We start from the raw sequence: 14,269 nt of genomic DNA, 5'->3' as shown, positions 1-14,269 counted from the left end.
AAAGAAACGAAGTGGAGTGAAGAATCTATTTTTTTAATATAATAGAGATTCCTCGTTCCTCGGAATGACAAACTTTGAAAACAGTAAATAATAAATTCAAGATTTTGAAAATAAAACTTCAACATATTTTTCAATTAATTATTGGAGGAACTTTGGTTTTTTCATCATTAAATTGTGCTTCAAATAAACCTGATTCGAGCAGAAAATTAATTTGGAATGATGAATTTAATTATAAAGGATTACCAGATTCTTCCAAATGGAATTACGATGTCGGAGGTAATGGTTACGGAAATGATGAAGCTCAGTTTTATACCAAAAACCGTTTGGAAAATGCAAGAGTGGAAAATGGGAATCTTGTCATTGAAGCCAAAAAAGAAGATTGGGAAAAGAATAAATATACTTCCGCAAGACTTTTAACAAAAGGAAAATTTTCTTTTCAATATGGAACAATTGAAGTTCGTGCAAAGCTTCCAAAAGGTCGTGGAACATGGCCTGCAATCTGGATGATGAGCGAAAATATGAAAGAATGGCCGGAAGACGGAGAATTGGATATTATGGAACATGTTGGTTTTAATCAAGGTTTTGTTCATGCTTCGGTTCATACCAAAAAGTATAATCATATCATCGGAACACAGAAAACCGATACTTTGATTGTAAAAGATGTAAGTGAAAAATTCCATATATATAAAGCGGATTGGACACCGGAGAAAATTGATGTTTACATCGATGGCCAGAAGTTTTTTACATATGAAAATAAAGAAAAAACATATGAAGCGTGGCCTTTTGATCAGCCGTATTTTATCATTTTAAATCTGGCTGTCGGAGGATTTTGGGGTGGAAAAGAAGGAATTGATGATACGATCTTTCCTCAGAAATATGAGATAGACTATGTAAGAGTTTATCAAAACAAATAATGAAGTGGGCGATTTGCTCAAAAAAAATAGAAAGAAATTATGAAGAAATTAGTCGTAAGTTGTTTTGCAGTTGGGATGATTTTCAACGCAAATGCGCAAAACTACTGGAAAAAAAATGCGGGAAAAACAGCAAGAGTGATTTTTACTAATTCTGCAACCAACGAAAAAATGGTTGATAAAGGAACGGTAAAATTTGAAAAAATGGATCAGCCAAAAGAAACAGATGCCTGTATTTTTGTGGATCCGGATTTTAAATATCAAAAATTAATTGGAATCGGTGGTGCCATTACAGACGCTGCAGCCGAAACTTTTTATAAGCTTCCAAAAAATAAGCAAAAAGAAATTATTGATGCTTATTATGGGAAAAATGGTTTGGGATATACAGTTGTTCGTACGAATATGAACTCGTGTGATTTCTCAAGTGATTCTTATACTTATGTAACTGAAAATGATAATTCATTGAAATCTTTCAATGTTGCGCATGATGAAAAATTTAAAATTCCGATGATTAAAGAAGCTCAAAAATCAATCGGAAAAGATTTTACATTTTATTTTTCGCCTTGGAGTCCGCCGGCTTGGATGAAGTCAAACAAAAATCTGTTGAAAGGAGGAAGATTGGAAAATCAATATTATCAAACCTGGGCAGATTATTACGTAAAATTCATCAAAGAATACGAAAAAAGAGGGATCAATATTTGGGGATTAACAATTCAGAACGAACCGATGGCAACTCAGACTTGGGAATCATGTATTTATACGGCTGAAGAGGAAGGAGAGTTCCTTAAAAAGAATTTAGGTCCGACGCTTTGGAAAAACGGTTATAAAGATAAAAAAGTAATGATTTGGGATCATAACCGTGATTTAATTTATCAAAGAGCAACAACAACATTAAGCGATCCCGAAACTTCAAAATATGCTTCCGGAATTGGTTATCACTGGTATGAAACGTGGAATAATAAAACCCAACTTTTTGATAATTTAGCTGAAACTCAGAGAGCATTTCCGGATAAATTTCTTGCTTTTACAGAAGGTTGTAAGGAACAATTTGATATGTCTAAAATTTATGACGTAAAATTGGGCGAATTATATGGAAGAAATATGATCAACGATTTCAATAAAGGAACAGCTTTATGGACAGATTGGAATGTTCTTCTTGACGAAACAGGAGGTCCAAACCACGTTGGAAATTTCTGTTTTGCACCGATCATCGCAGATACAAAAACGGGCGAAGTTCATTATACTTATGAATATTATTATGTTGGGCACGTTTCGAAATACATTAAGCCAAATGCTCAAAGAATCGGGACTTCATCAAACAGAATTGCCTTAACTTCCACAACTTTTATGAATGAAAACGGACAGCTAGTTACCGTAGTAATGAATGATTCTGACAATGATATTGATACAAATCTTTGGATCGAAGGAATGTCGGCGAAGTTATCTGCACCTGCACATTCTATACAGACTGTAATTTTATAGACTTCATATTAACATTTTTATTATTAAGAATCGGCGGCACCAAAGGTGCCGCCGATTTAATTTTTTTATCACAATCAATAATTTTAATGATTACTCAACAATAAATTTCTTTGGAAATCCTTCAATATTTTCAATGTTAAAATATTCGTCAAAATCGTTTTTATTTTTGGTTTCGTAAAAGTTAATCAATTTGTCAAGAAAAGATTCAAGTGTTTCTGCGATAATATTTCTGTCATTATCAGCATGCCAAAATTCAATTAACTGATCTTTCTGTCCTGTGAAAACTCCATATAAATCATAACAAATACTGTCACCACCTCCATTTTGAAAAATAGGAATCCAGTTTTCGTTCCACCAATTTTCGATTTCGAAATCAGTTCCGATCATTGGATTTAATTCGGATGCATCAAAAAGAGCCTGATTTAAAGGAATGAACATTGAATTATTTACAAAAGAATCAAAACAATTCATATTTTGTCCATTTTTCCATTTATAGAGTGTTCGTAAATCTTTTGGAATTTCTACTTTATAATAATTTTCTAGATTGTCTAATTCCTCATCGGTCAATGGATCATTCAATTCAGAATAAAATTCAGGTCTTAAGGTTGATAGAAATTTGTCTAATTTTTCAATTGTTTCATTCATGATATGGTATTTAGGTACTCTTTAAAATAAGTGAATTAATTATTGATTCCTTTTTCTCCATTTTTTCAAGGAAATTATATCTCCAGTAACTGTTTCATCAACTAAAATTTCATTGCAGTTATTCTTATTGATATAGAAAATAGTATATGTTTCCCAATGAAACTCCCCGCTAAACCCTGTTTTGATCATATAATATGCCTGTTTATCGAGCTCCAGACTGTCAGTCATAAAAGAAAGACGTTTCTTGTTTAATGAAATAGAATCCACAAATTTTGACTGTTTTTGAACTTCAGGCAAATTATTTATAAGATCTAATGCTTTATTAATATTGCACAGATTATTACTTGTTTTGGTTTTTATTTCATAAAACTGTGGAAGCTCACTTTCGATGTCAACAGGAAATACGTTTTTAATTTTCCCTTTTCTATATAACAACAAAGACCAGGGTTTATATTTAGATAACTTAATATCTATTTTCCCAATTCTAATTTTTTTATCAATATATAAATCAAGGGTATCAATATTATTTTTTAGAATATAATCACGAGCTTCTGCTGTATAGTAATTTGCATCATCGGCAATTATGTAAAAATCATCTTCATTTTTATATGTTTTTTTCAGACTATCTATATATTTTGATGTTGGAGTAATAAAAATTACAAAATCTTTATTTTCATCTAAAACTTTTATTTTTGATTGATTTTCTGTTGTTTGAATAATAGAATCTGACTTTTTATTATCTTTTTTACAAGAAAATAGCGCAGTAAAACTAATGAATAATAAAATTGTATTTTTCATTTTTAAATCAAATCAATGTTTTTTGAAAATTATAAAATTTTTATTATAAAATGAAATAAAAAAGCCGAATCCAACGATTCGGCTCAGCTTATATAAAATATGTTTTTAAAAATTATTCAACATCATATTTGCTGATCACTCTCTGAGTAACCCCAGAACTGCTGAATCCACCATCATGGAAAAGATTCTGCATCGTTACTTTTTTAGTAAGATCCGAGAAAAGAGTTACACAATAATCTGCACATTCAAGAGCTGTAGCATTTCCTAGCGGAGACATATCTTCAGCATATCCAAGGAAACCTCCGAAACCTTTCACTCCGCTTCCTGCAGTTGTCATTGTAGGAGACTGAGAAACTGTGTTTACACGTACTTTTCTTTCTCCCCAATAGTTTCCGAAAGTTCTTGCGATACTTTCAAGATAAGCTTTGTTATCGGACATATCATTGTAATCTGGGAACGTTCTCTGTGCTGCAATATATGAAAGAGCCAAAATACTTCCCCATTCATTCATACAGTCTTTTTCCCAAGCCACTCTCATTACTTTGTGGAAAGAAACAGCGGAGATATCCCAACCTTTTTCCAACCAGTCGTAATTCATTTCTGTATAATGTTTTCCTTTTCTTACGTTGATAGACATTCCGATAGAGTGAAGGATAAAATCGATTTTACCAAACTTGGCAACTGCAGCATCAAAAAGTTTTTCAAGATCTTCGATAGAAGTAGCATCTGCACCAATAACTTCAGAACCTGTTTTCTCTGCTAAACCGTTAAGTTCTCCCATTCTCAAAGCAATAGGAGCATTAGACAAGATAAATTCAGCACCTTCTTCATGACATCTTTCAGCAACTTTCCATGCGATTGATTGTTCATTAAGGGCTCCAAAAATAATTCCCTTTTTGCCTTTAAGTAAACCGTATGACATAATTTTTTAATGTTTATTAAGATACAAATGTAACGATAATTTGTGTTTAGAACATAATAAAAAACGGAGCCTTTTATAAAAAGACTCCGTTTTTCTTGAAAATATTTATATGACTGAAATTTTAATTCGTTTTCTTGTTCCATTCTGCTTTTACATCTTCTGCAGCATCTTTGGTTTTTTCCCAAGCTTCATTTGCTTTATCTTTAATATCGTCCCAAGCATCAGATGCATTATTTTTTACTCTGTCAAACCAGTCTTCTTGTTGTGCTTCCTCATCATTGGCTCTCTTTTCGTTGATATAATCTTTTGCTTTGTCTGCTAATTCTTCAATTTTCCATTTTGCATCGTCTGTTGCATTTTTTAAAGAGTTTTCAGTATTGTTTACTGCATTTTCCGCTTTGTTATACTCTGAATTGTTCATAATTTTAAATATTTAAAGTGATTGTTGATATGAATTAAACAAGAACTATTCCTAAAACTTCAGACGAGTGTTAAACTTTTCATAAAAATTTCAGCTATTAAATTTGCTGGTTTTTGATTTTAACTTTAATAATGATTTATTGTTTGAGATTTTATTTTTCATTTAAAATATGATTGCATTATTCATTTTGATTTTTTACGTTTTGCTCATTTGTTATAAATTAAATCAAATTGGTATCCTTCTAACCTTTTATAAGACAATATTTTTCGAAAAATAACTCTAATTTTTTTTCATTAAATAGTGATAAATTGTATTTTATTCATTTTAGAGTGAAATTATTTATTAATAACTGAATTTTATTAAAATTAAAAAATAACTATAAACGATGTTTTATTAACTTTTAACGCATATTTAATATAGAATTAATTCTATGTTTACATTCATCTAATGGTGATAAAATAAGGGTTTTTATTGTTATTATTCACTATTTAGTGTTAAATTATAAATTATGTAAAAAAAAGCATGTTTTATTGAAAATTCTTATATTTGCATTCAGGAAACGATAACTATTTAATAAACTAGAGATGCAGAGAAAATCAAAACTTCAAATTGGAATTACAGCTTTATTATTAATTAATTTTAATTTTGCGTTAGCTCAGGTAGGCATAGGCACTCCAAGTCCTAATGCTTCTGCAATGCTTGAAATTAATTCTAAAAATAAAGGGGTTCTTTTTCCAAGTATCGCTTTGACATCTACTACTGATAATATTACAATTCCTTCTCCGTCTAATGGATTAATTGTCTGGAACAATGGTTCAGCAGGATTGATAGACACCGGTTTTTATTACTGGAATAATTCTAAATGGAATATGCTTCTTACAGGTTCCGGAAATACAACCAGCGGAGTAGCAAACTGGAACAATTCCGCAACGAATAGTGGAAATTACGGAGGGTCTAATACAAATCTTTCTTTAGGAACAAATACTTCAGATGACTTGATTTTTAAAGTAAATTCTGTGAAATCAGGAAGATTGGGGGTTGATAATTCTGTAAGTTTAGGTTCTGGAGCAAGTGCAGGGCAAAATGGTATTGCAATAGGAATTTCGAGTTCTGCATATCAAGGAGTTTCTGTGGGTAATGAAGCATCTGTAACAGCAAATGACGGTTTAGCTTTAGGAAATAAAGCTACTGCAGGGGCATTTCAATCAAATGCAATCGGTTACAACGCTAAAACAAATAAGAATGCATCGACAGCTTTGGGAAATAATTCTCTTGCTGACGGATTTCAATCAACGGCAATAGGGTATAATGCAAAAACAACGGCAAACGAATCTTCTGCATTAGGAAATAATTCTGTGGCTGCGGGATTTCAGTCTGTAGCTTTAGGATATGCTGCAAAAACAAATTCAAACAGTGAAACGGCAATTGGATATAATTCCTTGACAAACGGACAAAATTCAACAGCTGTAGGTTCAGGGGCAAATGCAGCTGGACAGAATTCAACGGCGATAGGTTATAATGCAACGACTTCTCAATATAACGCAATTGTTTTGGGAGATAGCAACGCAAATGTCGGAATCGGTACAAGTACGCCAAATAATACGGCGAAATTAGACGTAAACGGACAATACAAGTTGGGAGATAAAGGAACAGTCAATAAAAACCAGATTAGTTTTGAAGTTTGGCCAAGTGTTTCCATTAATAATTTGGCTTCAGGAAGATCTACAACAATGGATATTGCAATTCCTTCATCTCTGATTCCTAATTCTACGAAAGCTACGGTGGTTGTAACTCCTGCGGGAGATTTTGCAGGAAATTCTACCTTTTCAATTTCAAATCCTAGAATGACCTCAACATCCAATATTACAATTAACCTTACCAATCTTTCTGTAAATCCTGAAAGTTTGTACTCTTCACATTTTTATGTGACGGTAAATGAATTTTAATAGAATTAAATAAATAATACGACGCGTCACTTCAAATAGATTGAAAGATCTTATTAAGAAGTTTACTTTAATGGTTATAAAAAAGGATCTCAATTTTGAGATCCTTTTTGTATTTATCGTTTTAAATTCAATAGATTCATTTTTCCATATAATTTAAAAGATCAATAATGTGTTGTTGAGTGTGATTCTTAAAGATAAAATCAAAAAACCACAATCCATCAGCTGGACTATTGTTTTCTATTCTCCATTTAATTTCTAAAAGATCTAGAATTATATGTGTAAGGTCATCAACCGCATCACCGATGGCGTAATCATTTTTGTTGTCAATATCATGAATATCAAGTACTATTTTATAATATCCTAAATCTTTAAAATTACTCGTTACATTTTTTCTGATATCAAAATATTTAGCTTTATCAAATGCAACAAAATTGTTTTTGTCAAATTTATATTCTATCAAAAAATACAGATAATAAATTTTAACAAGATTTTTTTTCAATTCTTTTTCTTGCCCCGATGTTACTAAATTTGATTTGAGTCCATATTTAGTAATGTTATTTATTGTAGATATTAACTCATTTATTTCTAAGTGCATATCTTACAAATTAGATTACTTAATAATTCTCTCCAAAACCCAGTTAATCAGATTTTTTTCAGAAGCATGGTGATCTGCAGAAAATTCTCCGCGTCTTCTGTTGGCAATCACATTATTTACGGTGATAGCTTTATGACCTAAAAGTTTAGATAAAGCGTAAATTGCAGAAGTTTCCATTTCGAAATTGGTTACACCAAGATCATTTAATGTCTCCAAAAACTGATCATCAAGCGCTTTCAAACGAAGCTGTCTTCCCTGTGGAGCATAAAATCCTGGAAAAGTCGCTGTATTTCCGTGATATTTTGCGTCTTTGTATAATTCTCCCAATTCCTCCGACCAGTCTGCAAAATAAAGCATCGGTTTGATTTTCGCGTAAGGAAATTTCTCTAAAAAGTTCTTAGAAAAATCATTTTCGAATTCATAATCCTGATAAAAATGCATCAAACCGTCCAATCCTACAACATTCTGTGTAACCAGCATATTATCAACCTGAACATCAGGATTCACACTTCCGCAAGTTCCCATTCTGAAAAGTTGAAGTGAAGAATGCTCAGTCTTAAATTCTTTATTTTTAAGATCAATATTTACCAAAGCATCAAGTTCGTTCATCACGATATCGATATTTTCTGTACCGATTCCGGTTGACATTACCGTGATTCTTTCGCCTCTTAAAGTTCCTGTATGCGTATAGAATTCTCTTTTATTTTTTTTAACTTCAACTTTGTCGAAGTATTGTGAAACTTTCGGAACACGGTCGGGATCGCCTACAAGAATGATTTTTTCGGCAATATCTTCCGGTAAAAGGTTTAGGTGATATACACTTCCGTCATCGTTCAGAACCAATTCTGAAGCTGCAAGTTTATTGAGCATAAATATGTTTTTATAGTTTAAATTAAAGTTGTTTTAAAATCCTCCCCCAAATTCCTTTCATCATTATCTTAAAACGAAGTCAAAAAGCAGATTGACTTTCAGCGAATAATGAATTTTGATTTTCGGGATTTAAAATTAGTAAAAAATCTCTTAAGTAAAATGTAAACATTATTTAATTCAAAGTTAAAGTTGTAGTAACGTATGATTGTTTTGCTATCGATAGTTTTGCGCAAAAAATTTAATGAGATCTTATCCGTTACTTATTGTGATACTTTTGATAGGTTTTGCAATAATGTCATTCAACCCGACGTACAAAGGTGTTGAAACTGAAAATTCTGTTGTTAATAAAGGTTTAGCAGATTTTAAATCAAAACTGGATCAGCTAAAAACCGACGCTTATCAATTTTCTGAGGATAAAATCTCCCTTGAAGATCTTCAAAAATCATTAAAAGAAACAAGGAATTCTTTCAAAGAAATTGAATTTTATATTGCTTATCATTACCCCGAATTTACAAAATCCAAGCTTAATGCAGCGCCGTTATTTCATATTGAAGCAGCGGGAACAAAAGCTTACACGCTTCCGCCTGAAGGATTGCAGGTTTTGGATGAATTGATTTTTTCCGATGAAGCTGCGGAGCAAAAAGATGAAATTATTACGATTACAAATTTTCTATATAACAGTTACGCAAGTTTTTATTTAAGCTCGGTTAAAAATGGTTTAAGTAAAGGAAATAATAAAACTTTACCCTTAAGAATTGAATTGATAAGAATGTACAGTTTAGGCGTTACAGGTTTTGATACTCCAGGTTCGCTAAACGTTTCCGATGAAGCAAGTCACGCTTTTTTAGGAATGAAAAAATACATTAATGATGATCCTTATTTTAAAAACTATAATGTTCAGAAAGCGAATGCAATCTTAACTGAAGGAATAGATTATTTATCAAAAAATACAGATTTTGAAACTTTTGACAGAATAGAATTTTATAAAAAATATATTCAGCCTTTATATGAAGAATTTGGAAACTGGGATGGAAGAAGCGATGATCTGAAAGAATTTTCGGGTTGGAATGTCAATAATAAAAACCTTTTCAGCAGCGATTTTCTGGATCCTTATTTTTATACTTTGCTAAAAAAAGATGAAGATAATGCCGAATTGAGAAAATTGGGAAAAGAAATTTTCTATGATCAGAACTTAAGTGATAACGGAAAAATGAGCTGTGCAACGTGTCATTTACCTGAAAATGCTTTTACAGATTTAAAATCTAAATCTCAAAGCAATGTAGAAGGAAAAACCGTGTTGAGAAATTCTCCGTCTTTATATAATGCGGTTTTTGCGAAAAGATTTTTCTATGATTTAAGGGCTTTTTACCTTGAACAGCAAGCGGAACATGTGATTTACAATAAAGATGAATTCAATACAAGTTATGAAAGTATCATTAAAAAATTAAACACAAAACCTGAATACAGAAAGGCTTTTAAAACGGCATTTAAAAAAGGAAATATCAGCAAAGAGAACTTCTCAAAAGCTTTAAGTTCTTATGTCGCGTCATTATATTCTTTCGAAAGTGATTTTGATAAATTCATGCGAAATGAAAAGGAAATTTCTTCCGATGCGAAGAAAGGATTTAATTTATTCATGGGGAAAGCAAATTGCGCAACCTGTCATTTTGCTCCAAATTTTTCAGGATTAGTTTCGCCGTTTTTCAATGAAAATGAATCTGAAGTGTTGGGAATAACAACAAAGCCGATCAGTCAGAAACCTATGGAATTGGATAATGATAAAGGAAGAGTAAACAGTCCTGTGAAAAAAGAAAACTCATGGATTTATGAAAACTCGTTCAAAACAGTTACGGTAAGAAATGCGGCATTGACAAAACCATATTTCCATAATGGAGCTTTTAATACTTTAGAAGAAGTAATGGATTTTTACAATGAAGGTGGAGGAGAAGGTCTCGGATTAAAAGTGAAAAATCAAACTCTGGCTCCGGATAAACTTAATTTAACTCAAACTGAGATTAAACAAATCATAGCATTTTTGAATTCATTGACTGATATAAGCAAAACAAAAAATAATTAAAAACTGACATTTTGATTCTTTTTACTTTAAATCATAAATAAAAAGTATCACCTGTGAATGTTTTTTGTCAGTATAAAACAATAGACATTTGTTTAAAATTTAAATTCTTTACACTTTATTCTATATCGTAACCTGTAGTCAATGTATTACAGGTTATTTTTTGTCATTAAGCTAAAAATAAATTACACTTAAATTTTAATATTTTTTTAATTTAACATAAAATTAATTTAATTAACATTCGGTTTTCTATTAATTAATATTTACAGAGATTTATTTAAAGTCTTATTAACAGGGGCTTCGCAACAATCTGATAGTTTTGCATCGTCTAATAAATCGAAATTTAAAATGAAAAGAAAACTACTAACAGTTGCAGCTCTTGCAATGGTCACGAGTTCTTTATTGAACGCACAGACTTTTATTTTTAACAAGAATTCTTCTTGGAAGTACAATGATGCGAATGCAGCTTTAGCGGCTCAATGGAAAGATACTACATATGACGTTACTGCATGGTCACAAGGAAACGGACCTCTTGGTTATGGTGATCCGGTAACGACTACGACGGCTACAGGTCTTATCACGGCTTATTTTGCAAAAGATTTTACAGTAAACTTAAACGATCTTTCTTCTACAATGGAATTGGGAATCATGAGAGATGACGGTATTGTTGTTTATCTTAATGGTGAAGAGGTTGTAAGAGATAATATGCCTGCAGGAACAATTGATTTCAATACTTGGTCAAGCACAACGATTGATGGTGCTGCAGAAAGTGTTTACAACATTTTTTCTATTCCAAAATCTAAATTCGTAAACGGAAACAACAGAATTTCGATCGAATTGCACAATAGAGGAGCAGCAAGTTCTGATTTAAGAATTGATGCTTACCTTAAAACTACTTCTACAGTAACACCGGTTCCTTGTAATGCCGCTCACATCAGCTGTTTTACTTCAATCGTTCCGACAACTCAGACAAATAAATTGATTATTCCTACTGAACATAAATATCAATTGATCCTGAAAGAAGGGGATAATTATACAGAAGGAGGAGGATTAGTTGGAGGTCAGAATGATTTTACAGCATATGTTCCTAAAAATGGAAGCGCGACTAACGGATATCTTTCTGTAAACCACGAAACAAATCCTGGAGGTGTTACAATGGCGGAAATCAACTATAATGGTTCTACAAAACTTTGGCAATTGACAAGATCAAGAGCGGTAAGTTTCTCGGCTCCAAGTTTGGTTCAGACCATCAGAAACTGTTCTGGGGGAATTACTCCTTGGGGAACTGTAGTTACAGCAGAAGAGCAAACTACTTCAAGTGATGTAAATGCAGACGGAATGAAAGATTATGGTTGGTTGGTAGAAATCGATCCTGCAACAGCTCAGGTAATTTCTCAAAATGCCGATGGTTCTAAAGGTAAACTTTGGCAGATGGGTATTATGAATCACGAAAATGTAGTGATCAATAATGCAGGAACTACAGCTTATTATGGTGAAGATGGCGGAACTCACATGGTTTATAAATATATCATGGATACTCCGAATAATCTTTCTTCAGGAAATCTTTATGTATTAAAATTAGATCAGGGATTAAGCAATGGAGATCCTGTAGCGACTACTGCAACTTGGGTTCAGGTTCCTAACAAAACAAAAGCAGATCAAAATAATACAACAGCTTTAGCGCAATCTCTTGGAGGAACTTCTTTCAACGGAATTGAAGATGTTGATATCAGTCCGCTTGATGGTAAAATTTATTTTACAGCTAAAGGTTTAAATAAAGTATACAGACTTCAGGATAACGGAACTACAGCTTCCAATGTTGAAACTTTCGTGGGAGGTCTTACAACAAACTATTCTTTCGACACTGCTCAGGGAACAAAAACTGAAGCTTGGGGAGATGGAAATGATAACCTTACTTTCGACGAGCTTGGAAACCTTTGGGTTCTTCAGGATGGTGGTAAAAACTACATCTGGGTAATTGCTCCGGATCATACTCAGGCAAATCCAAAAGTAAAATTGTTTGCTTCTATGCCTGCAGGATCAGAGCCGACTGGTCTTACGTTTACGCCGGATCATAAGTTCGGATTCTTCTCGATTCAGCATCCTGATTCTACAATTTCTACGGATATTGATGCGACAGGAAATACAATTGATTACAAAGGAAAATCCGCGACGATCGTAGTTGCTCTTAAAAACAATTTAGGAACAGCAGGAACGTTAGGAACGATTGATACTCATGCGGAAGATACAACAGTAACGGTTGCTCCTAATCCTACTTCAGGAATGGTGAAGATCAATTCTCCAAAAGGACTGAAAAATATTATGGTAACAGCTTACAGTATAGATGGTAAAATAGTATTCACACAGAAATACTCAGGAATGAACAAGGTTTTAGACTTAGATTTCACAAAACAGCTTGAGTCTTCCAGAATATTGGTTTTAAATATCGAAGCTGAAGGAGGTTTCCAACAGACGGTAAAACTTCTTAAAAAATAATTTATTAATATTTACATTGCTGCCGGTAATATTTTTTGTTGCCGGTAGTTTTTTATATTTATGAAAAAGCTATTTTTTTCTATTTCTATTTTAATTCTTGCGCAGGCAAAAGCTCAGATTGATCCTGTAAAATACCCGACGTACACAAATGTTGACGATGCTATAAAAAGCGGACAGACAATCTACAGTATGAGTTTCAGAGGAAAAACAATGTTCAATCTTCCGATGGAAATTCAAAAGTTGAATTCAATTTTCTTTTTGAATTTAATGGAGAATAAGTTTGAGAAAATGGATGAATCAATTTTTGCCTTAAAAGAATTGACGATCTTGAACTTAAATGAAAACAGCATCAAATTCATTCCGGACGAAATTGCAGAACTTCAGAAATTAGAAAGTTTTTCAATTAATTTAAATGAATTGAAAAGTGTAAATCCAAACGTAGCAAAACTTCAGAAACTAAAGGTCATTCATTTAGACGCCAATAATCTGAATGTTTTTCCGGAAGCTTTATTACAAATTCCGACATTGGAGGAAATTAATTTACAAGGAAACCAGATCAGTTTTATTGCGAAAGATTTAGACGAAATTAAAAATTTAAAATCATTAAATCTGTCTTCCAATCAAATCAACGATTTAGGAAATCTTGAATTTCCAAAACAAATAAAATATCTTGAATTACAGCAAAATTCTATCGCAAAATTGCCTGAGAAACTGTTTCAGTCAAAGAATTTAGAATTTTTAAATGTAAGTCAGAACAATATCAAAGAAATTTCACCCAAAGTAAAAGGTCTGAAAAATGTTGTCAGCATGAACTTGGCTAATAATGATTTAAAAGATCTTCCAAACGAATTTTCACAATTGAAAAATCTTAAAACATTAATATTAACGGGCAATCCAATGGAAAAAGCAACCATTGAAAAATTAAAAGCCATCATGCCGCAAACGCAGATTTATTTCTAAAACGGGTTTAATTTTAACCACAAAAGTCACAAAAGCTCTTGTTATGTTTTAAAATTTAGTTTAATAGAATTCAAAAGATTGCAAAAGAATAAAAAACAAAGATTTTGTTTTATTTTGAAGCTTAATGATAAACTTTAAATAATCAAAGC

12 protein-coding genes are annotated in these 14,269 nt (G+C 32.0%); 6 read left to right on the top strand and 6 right to left on the bottom strand.

Translation table 11 applies throughout. The features are described 5' to 3' along the window. Nucleotides 1-74 precede the first annotated feature (74 nt). Nucleotides 75-914, top strand: a complete 840-nt coding sequence (locus tag ABD940_RS06395; RefSeq protein WP_345201200.1) for a glycoside hydrolase family 16 protein — start codon at nt 75-77, stop codon at nt 912-914. Between the two features lie 39 nt (nt 915-953). After that, nucleotides 954-2,393 (top strand): glycoside hydrolase family 30 protein, encoded by a 1,440-nt coding sequence (locus ABD940_RS06390; protein ID WP_345201198.1) that lies wholly within the window; start codon nt 954-956, stop codon nt 2,391-2,393. 90 nt (nt 2,394-2,483) lie between these two features. Here ABD940_RS06390 and ABD940_RS06385 read toward each other — a convergent pair whose 3' ends face one another. The 4 genes from ABD940_RS06385 to ABD940_RS06370 form a co-directional block, all read right to left on the bottom strand. Beyond that, nucleotides 2,484-3,038 carry an SMI1/KNR4 family protein gene (locus ABD940_RS06385; protein WP_345201196.1) on the bottom strand — a complete coding sequence of 185 codons (555 nt, stop codon included), beginning with the start codon at nt 3,036-3,038 and terminating at the stop codon, nt 2,484-2,486. A gap of 39 nt (nt 3,039-3,077) precedes the next feature. Next, nucleotides 3,078-3,836 carry a hypothetical protein gene (locus tag ABD940_RS06380; protein WP_345201194.1) on the bottom strand — a complete coding sequence of 253 codons (759 nt, stop codon included), beginning with the start codon at nt 3,834-3,836 and terminating at the stop codon, nt 3,078-3,080. A gap of 112 nt (nt 3,837-3,948) precedes the next feature. Then, entirely contained in the window at nt 3,949-4,758 is an 810-nt protein-coding gene (locus ABD940_RS06375) for an enoyl-ACP reductase FabI (RefSeq protein WP_345201192.1), read from the bottom strand. Between the two features lie 121 nt (nt 4,759-4,879). Next, complete coding sequence (locus ABD940_RS06370) at nt 4,880-5,179, bottom strand: hypothetical protein (protein WP_345201190.1); 300 nt, start codon at nt 5,177-5,179, stop codon at nt 4,880-4,882. A gap of 584 nt (nt 5,180-5,763) precedes the next feature. Here ABD940_RS06370 and ABD940_RS06365 point away from each other — a divergent pair. Beyond that, complete coding sequence (locus tag ABD940_RS06365; protein WP_345201188.1) at nt 5,764-7,125, top strand: hypothetical protein; 1,362 nt, start codon at nt 5,764-5,766, stop codon at nt 7,123-7,125. A 136-nt stretch (nt 7,126-7,261) separates the two neighbouring features. On the opposite strand, the gene ABD940_RS06360 is transcribed toward ABD940_RS06365, so the two are convergent. Both ABD940_RS06360 and ABD940_RS06355 read right to left on the bottom strand, forming a co-directional pair. Then, nucleotides 7,262-7,720 (bottom strand): hypothetical protein, encoded by a 459-nt coding sequence (locus ABD940_RS06360; protein WP_345201186.1) that lies wholly within the window; start codon nt 7,718-7,720, stop codon nt 7,262-7,264. 15 nt (nt 7,721-7,735) lie between these two features. After that, nucleotides 7,736-8,590 (bottom strand): nucleoside phosphorylase, encoded by an 855-nt coding sequence (locus ABD940_RS06355; RefSeq protein ID WP_345201185.1) that lies wholly within the window; start codon nt 8,588-8,590, stop codon nt 7,736-7,738. A gap of 292 nt (nt 8,591-8,882) precedes the next feature. Here ABD940_RS06355 and ABD940_RS06350 point away from each other — a divergent pair, with 292 nt between their 5' ends. From ABD940_RS06350 to ABD940_RS06340, 3 genes are all read left to right on the top strand, one after another. After that, nucleotides 8,883-10,667: a cytochrome-c peroxidase gene (locus ABD940_RS06350; RefSeq protein WP_345201183.1), complete on the top strand. Its 1,785-nt coding sequence runs from the start codon at nt 8,883-8,885 to the stop codon at nt 10,665-10,667. 345 nt (nt 10,668-11,012) lie between these two features. Continuing rightward, nucleotides 11,013-13,160 (top strand): PhoX family protein, encoded by a 2,148-nt coding sequence (locus ABD940_RS06345; protein WP_345201181.1) that lies wholly within the window; start codon nt 11,013-11,015, stop codon nt 13,158-13,160. Nucleotides 13,161-13,220: 60 nt separating this feature from the next. Continuing rightward, entirely contained in the window at nt 13,221-14,120 is a 900-nt protein-coding gene (locus tag ABD940_RS06340) for a leucine-rich repeat domain-containing protein (protein ID WP_345201179.1), read from the top strand. Nucleotides 14,121-14,269: the final 149 nt, after the last annotated feature.

Source organism: Chryseobacterium ginsengisoli (assembly GCF_039542325.1).
Lineage (GTDB): Bacteria > Bacteroidota > Bacteroidia > Flavobacteriales > Weeksellaceae > Chryseobacterium > Chryseobacterium ginsengisoli.
This window is presented reverse-complemented; position numbering and strand designations above follow the sequence as displayed.

What these genes read in the sequence shown, in the direction of transcription:
- ABD940_RS06390 (WP_345201198.1), top strand. Translation starts at nt 954, where the DNA reads ATGAAGAAATTAGTCGTAAGTTGTTTTGCAGTTGGGATGATTTTCAAC.
- ABD940_RS06385 (WP_345201196.1), bottom strand. Translation starts at nt 3,038, where the DNA reads ATGAATGAAACAATTGAAAAATTAGACAAATTTCTATCAACCTTAAGA.
- ABD940_RS06380 (WP_345201194.1), bottom strand. Translation starts at nt 3,836, where the DNA reads ATGAAAAATACAATTTTATTATTCATTAGTTTTACTGCGCTATTTTCT.
- ABD940_RS06375 (WP_345201192.1), bottom strand. Translation starts at nt 4,758, where the DNA reads ATGTCATACGGTTTACTTAAAGGCAAAAAGGGAATTATTTTTGGAGCC.
- ABD940_RS06370 (WP_345201190.1), bottom strand. Translation starts at nt 5,179, where the DNA reads ATGAACAATTCAGAGTATAACAAAGCGGAAAATGCAGTAAACAATACT.
- ABD940_RS06365 (WP_345201188.1), top strand. Translation starts at nt 5,764, where the DNA reads ATGCAGAGAAAATCAAAACTTCAAATTGGAATTACAGCTTTATTATTA.
- ABD940_RS06360 (WP_345201186.1), bottom strand. Translation starts at nt 7,720, where the DNA reads ATGCACTTAGAAATAAATGAGTTAATATCTACAATAAATAACATTACT.
- ABD940_RS06355 (WP_345201185.1), bottom strand. Translation starts at nt 8,590, where the DNA reads ATGCTCAATAAACTTGCAGCTTCAGAATTGGTTCTGAACGATGACGGA.
- ABD940_RS06350 (WP_345201183.1), top strand. Translation starts at nt 8,883, where the DNA reads ATGTCATTCAACCCGACGTACAAAGGTGTTGAAACTGAAAATTCTGTT.
- ABD940_RS06345 (WP_345201181.1), top strand. Translation starts at nt 11,013, where the DNA reads ATGAAAAGAAAACTACTAACAGTTGCAGCTCTTGCAATGGTCACGAGT.
- ABD940_RS06340 (WP_345201179.1), top strand. Translation starts at nt 13,221, where the DNA reads ATGAAAAAGCTATTTTTTTCTATTTCTATTTTAATTCTTGCGCAGGCA.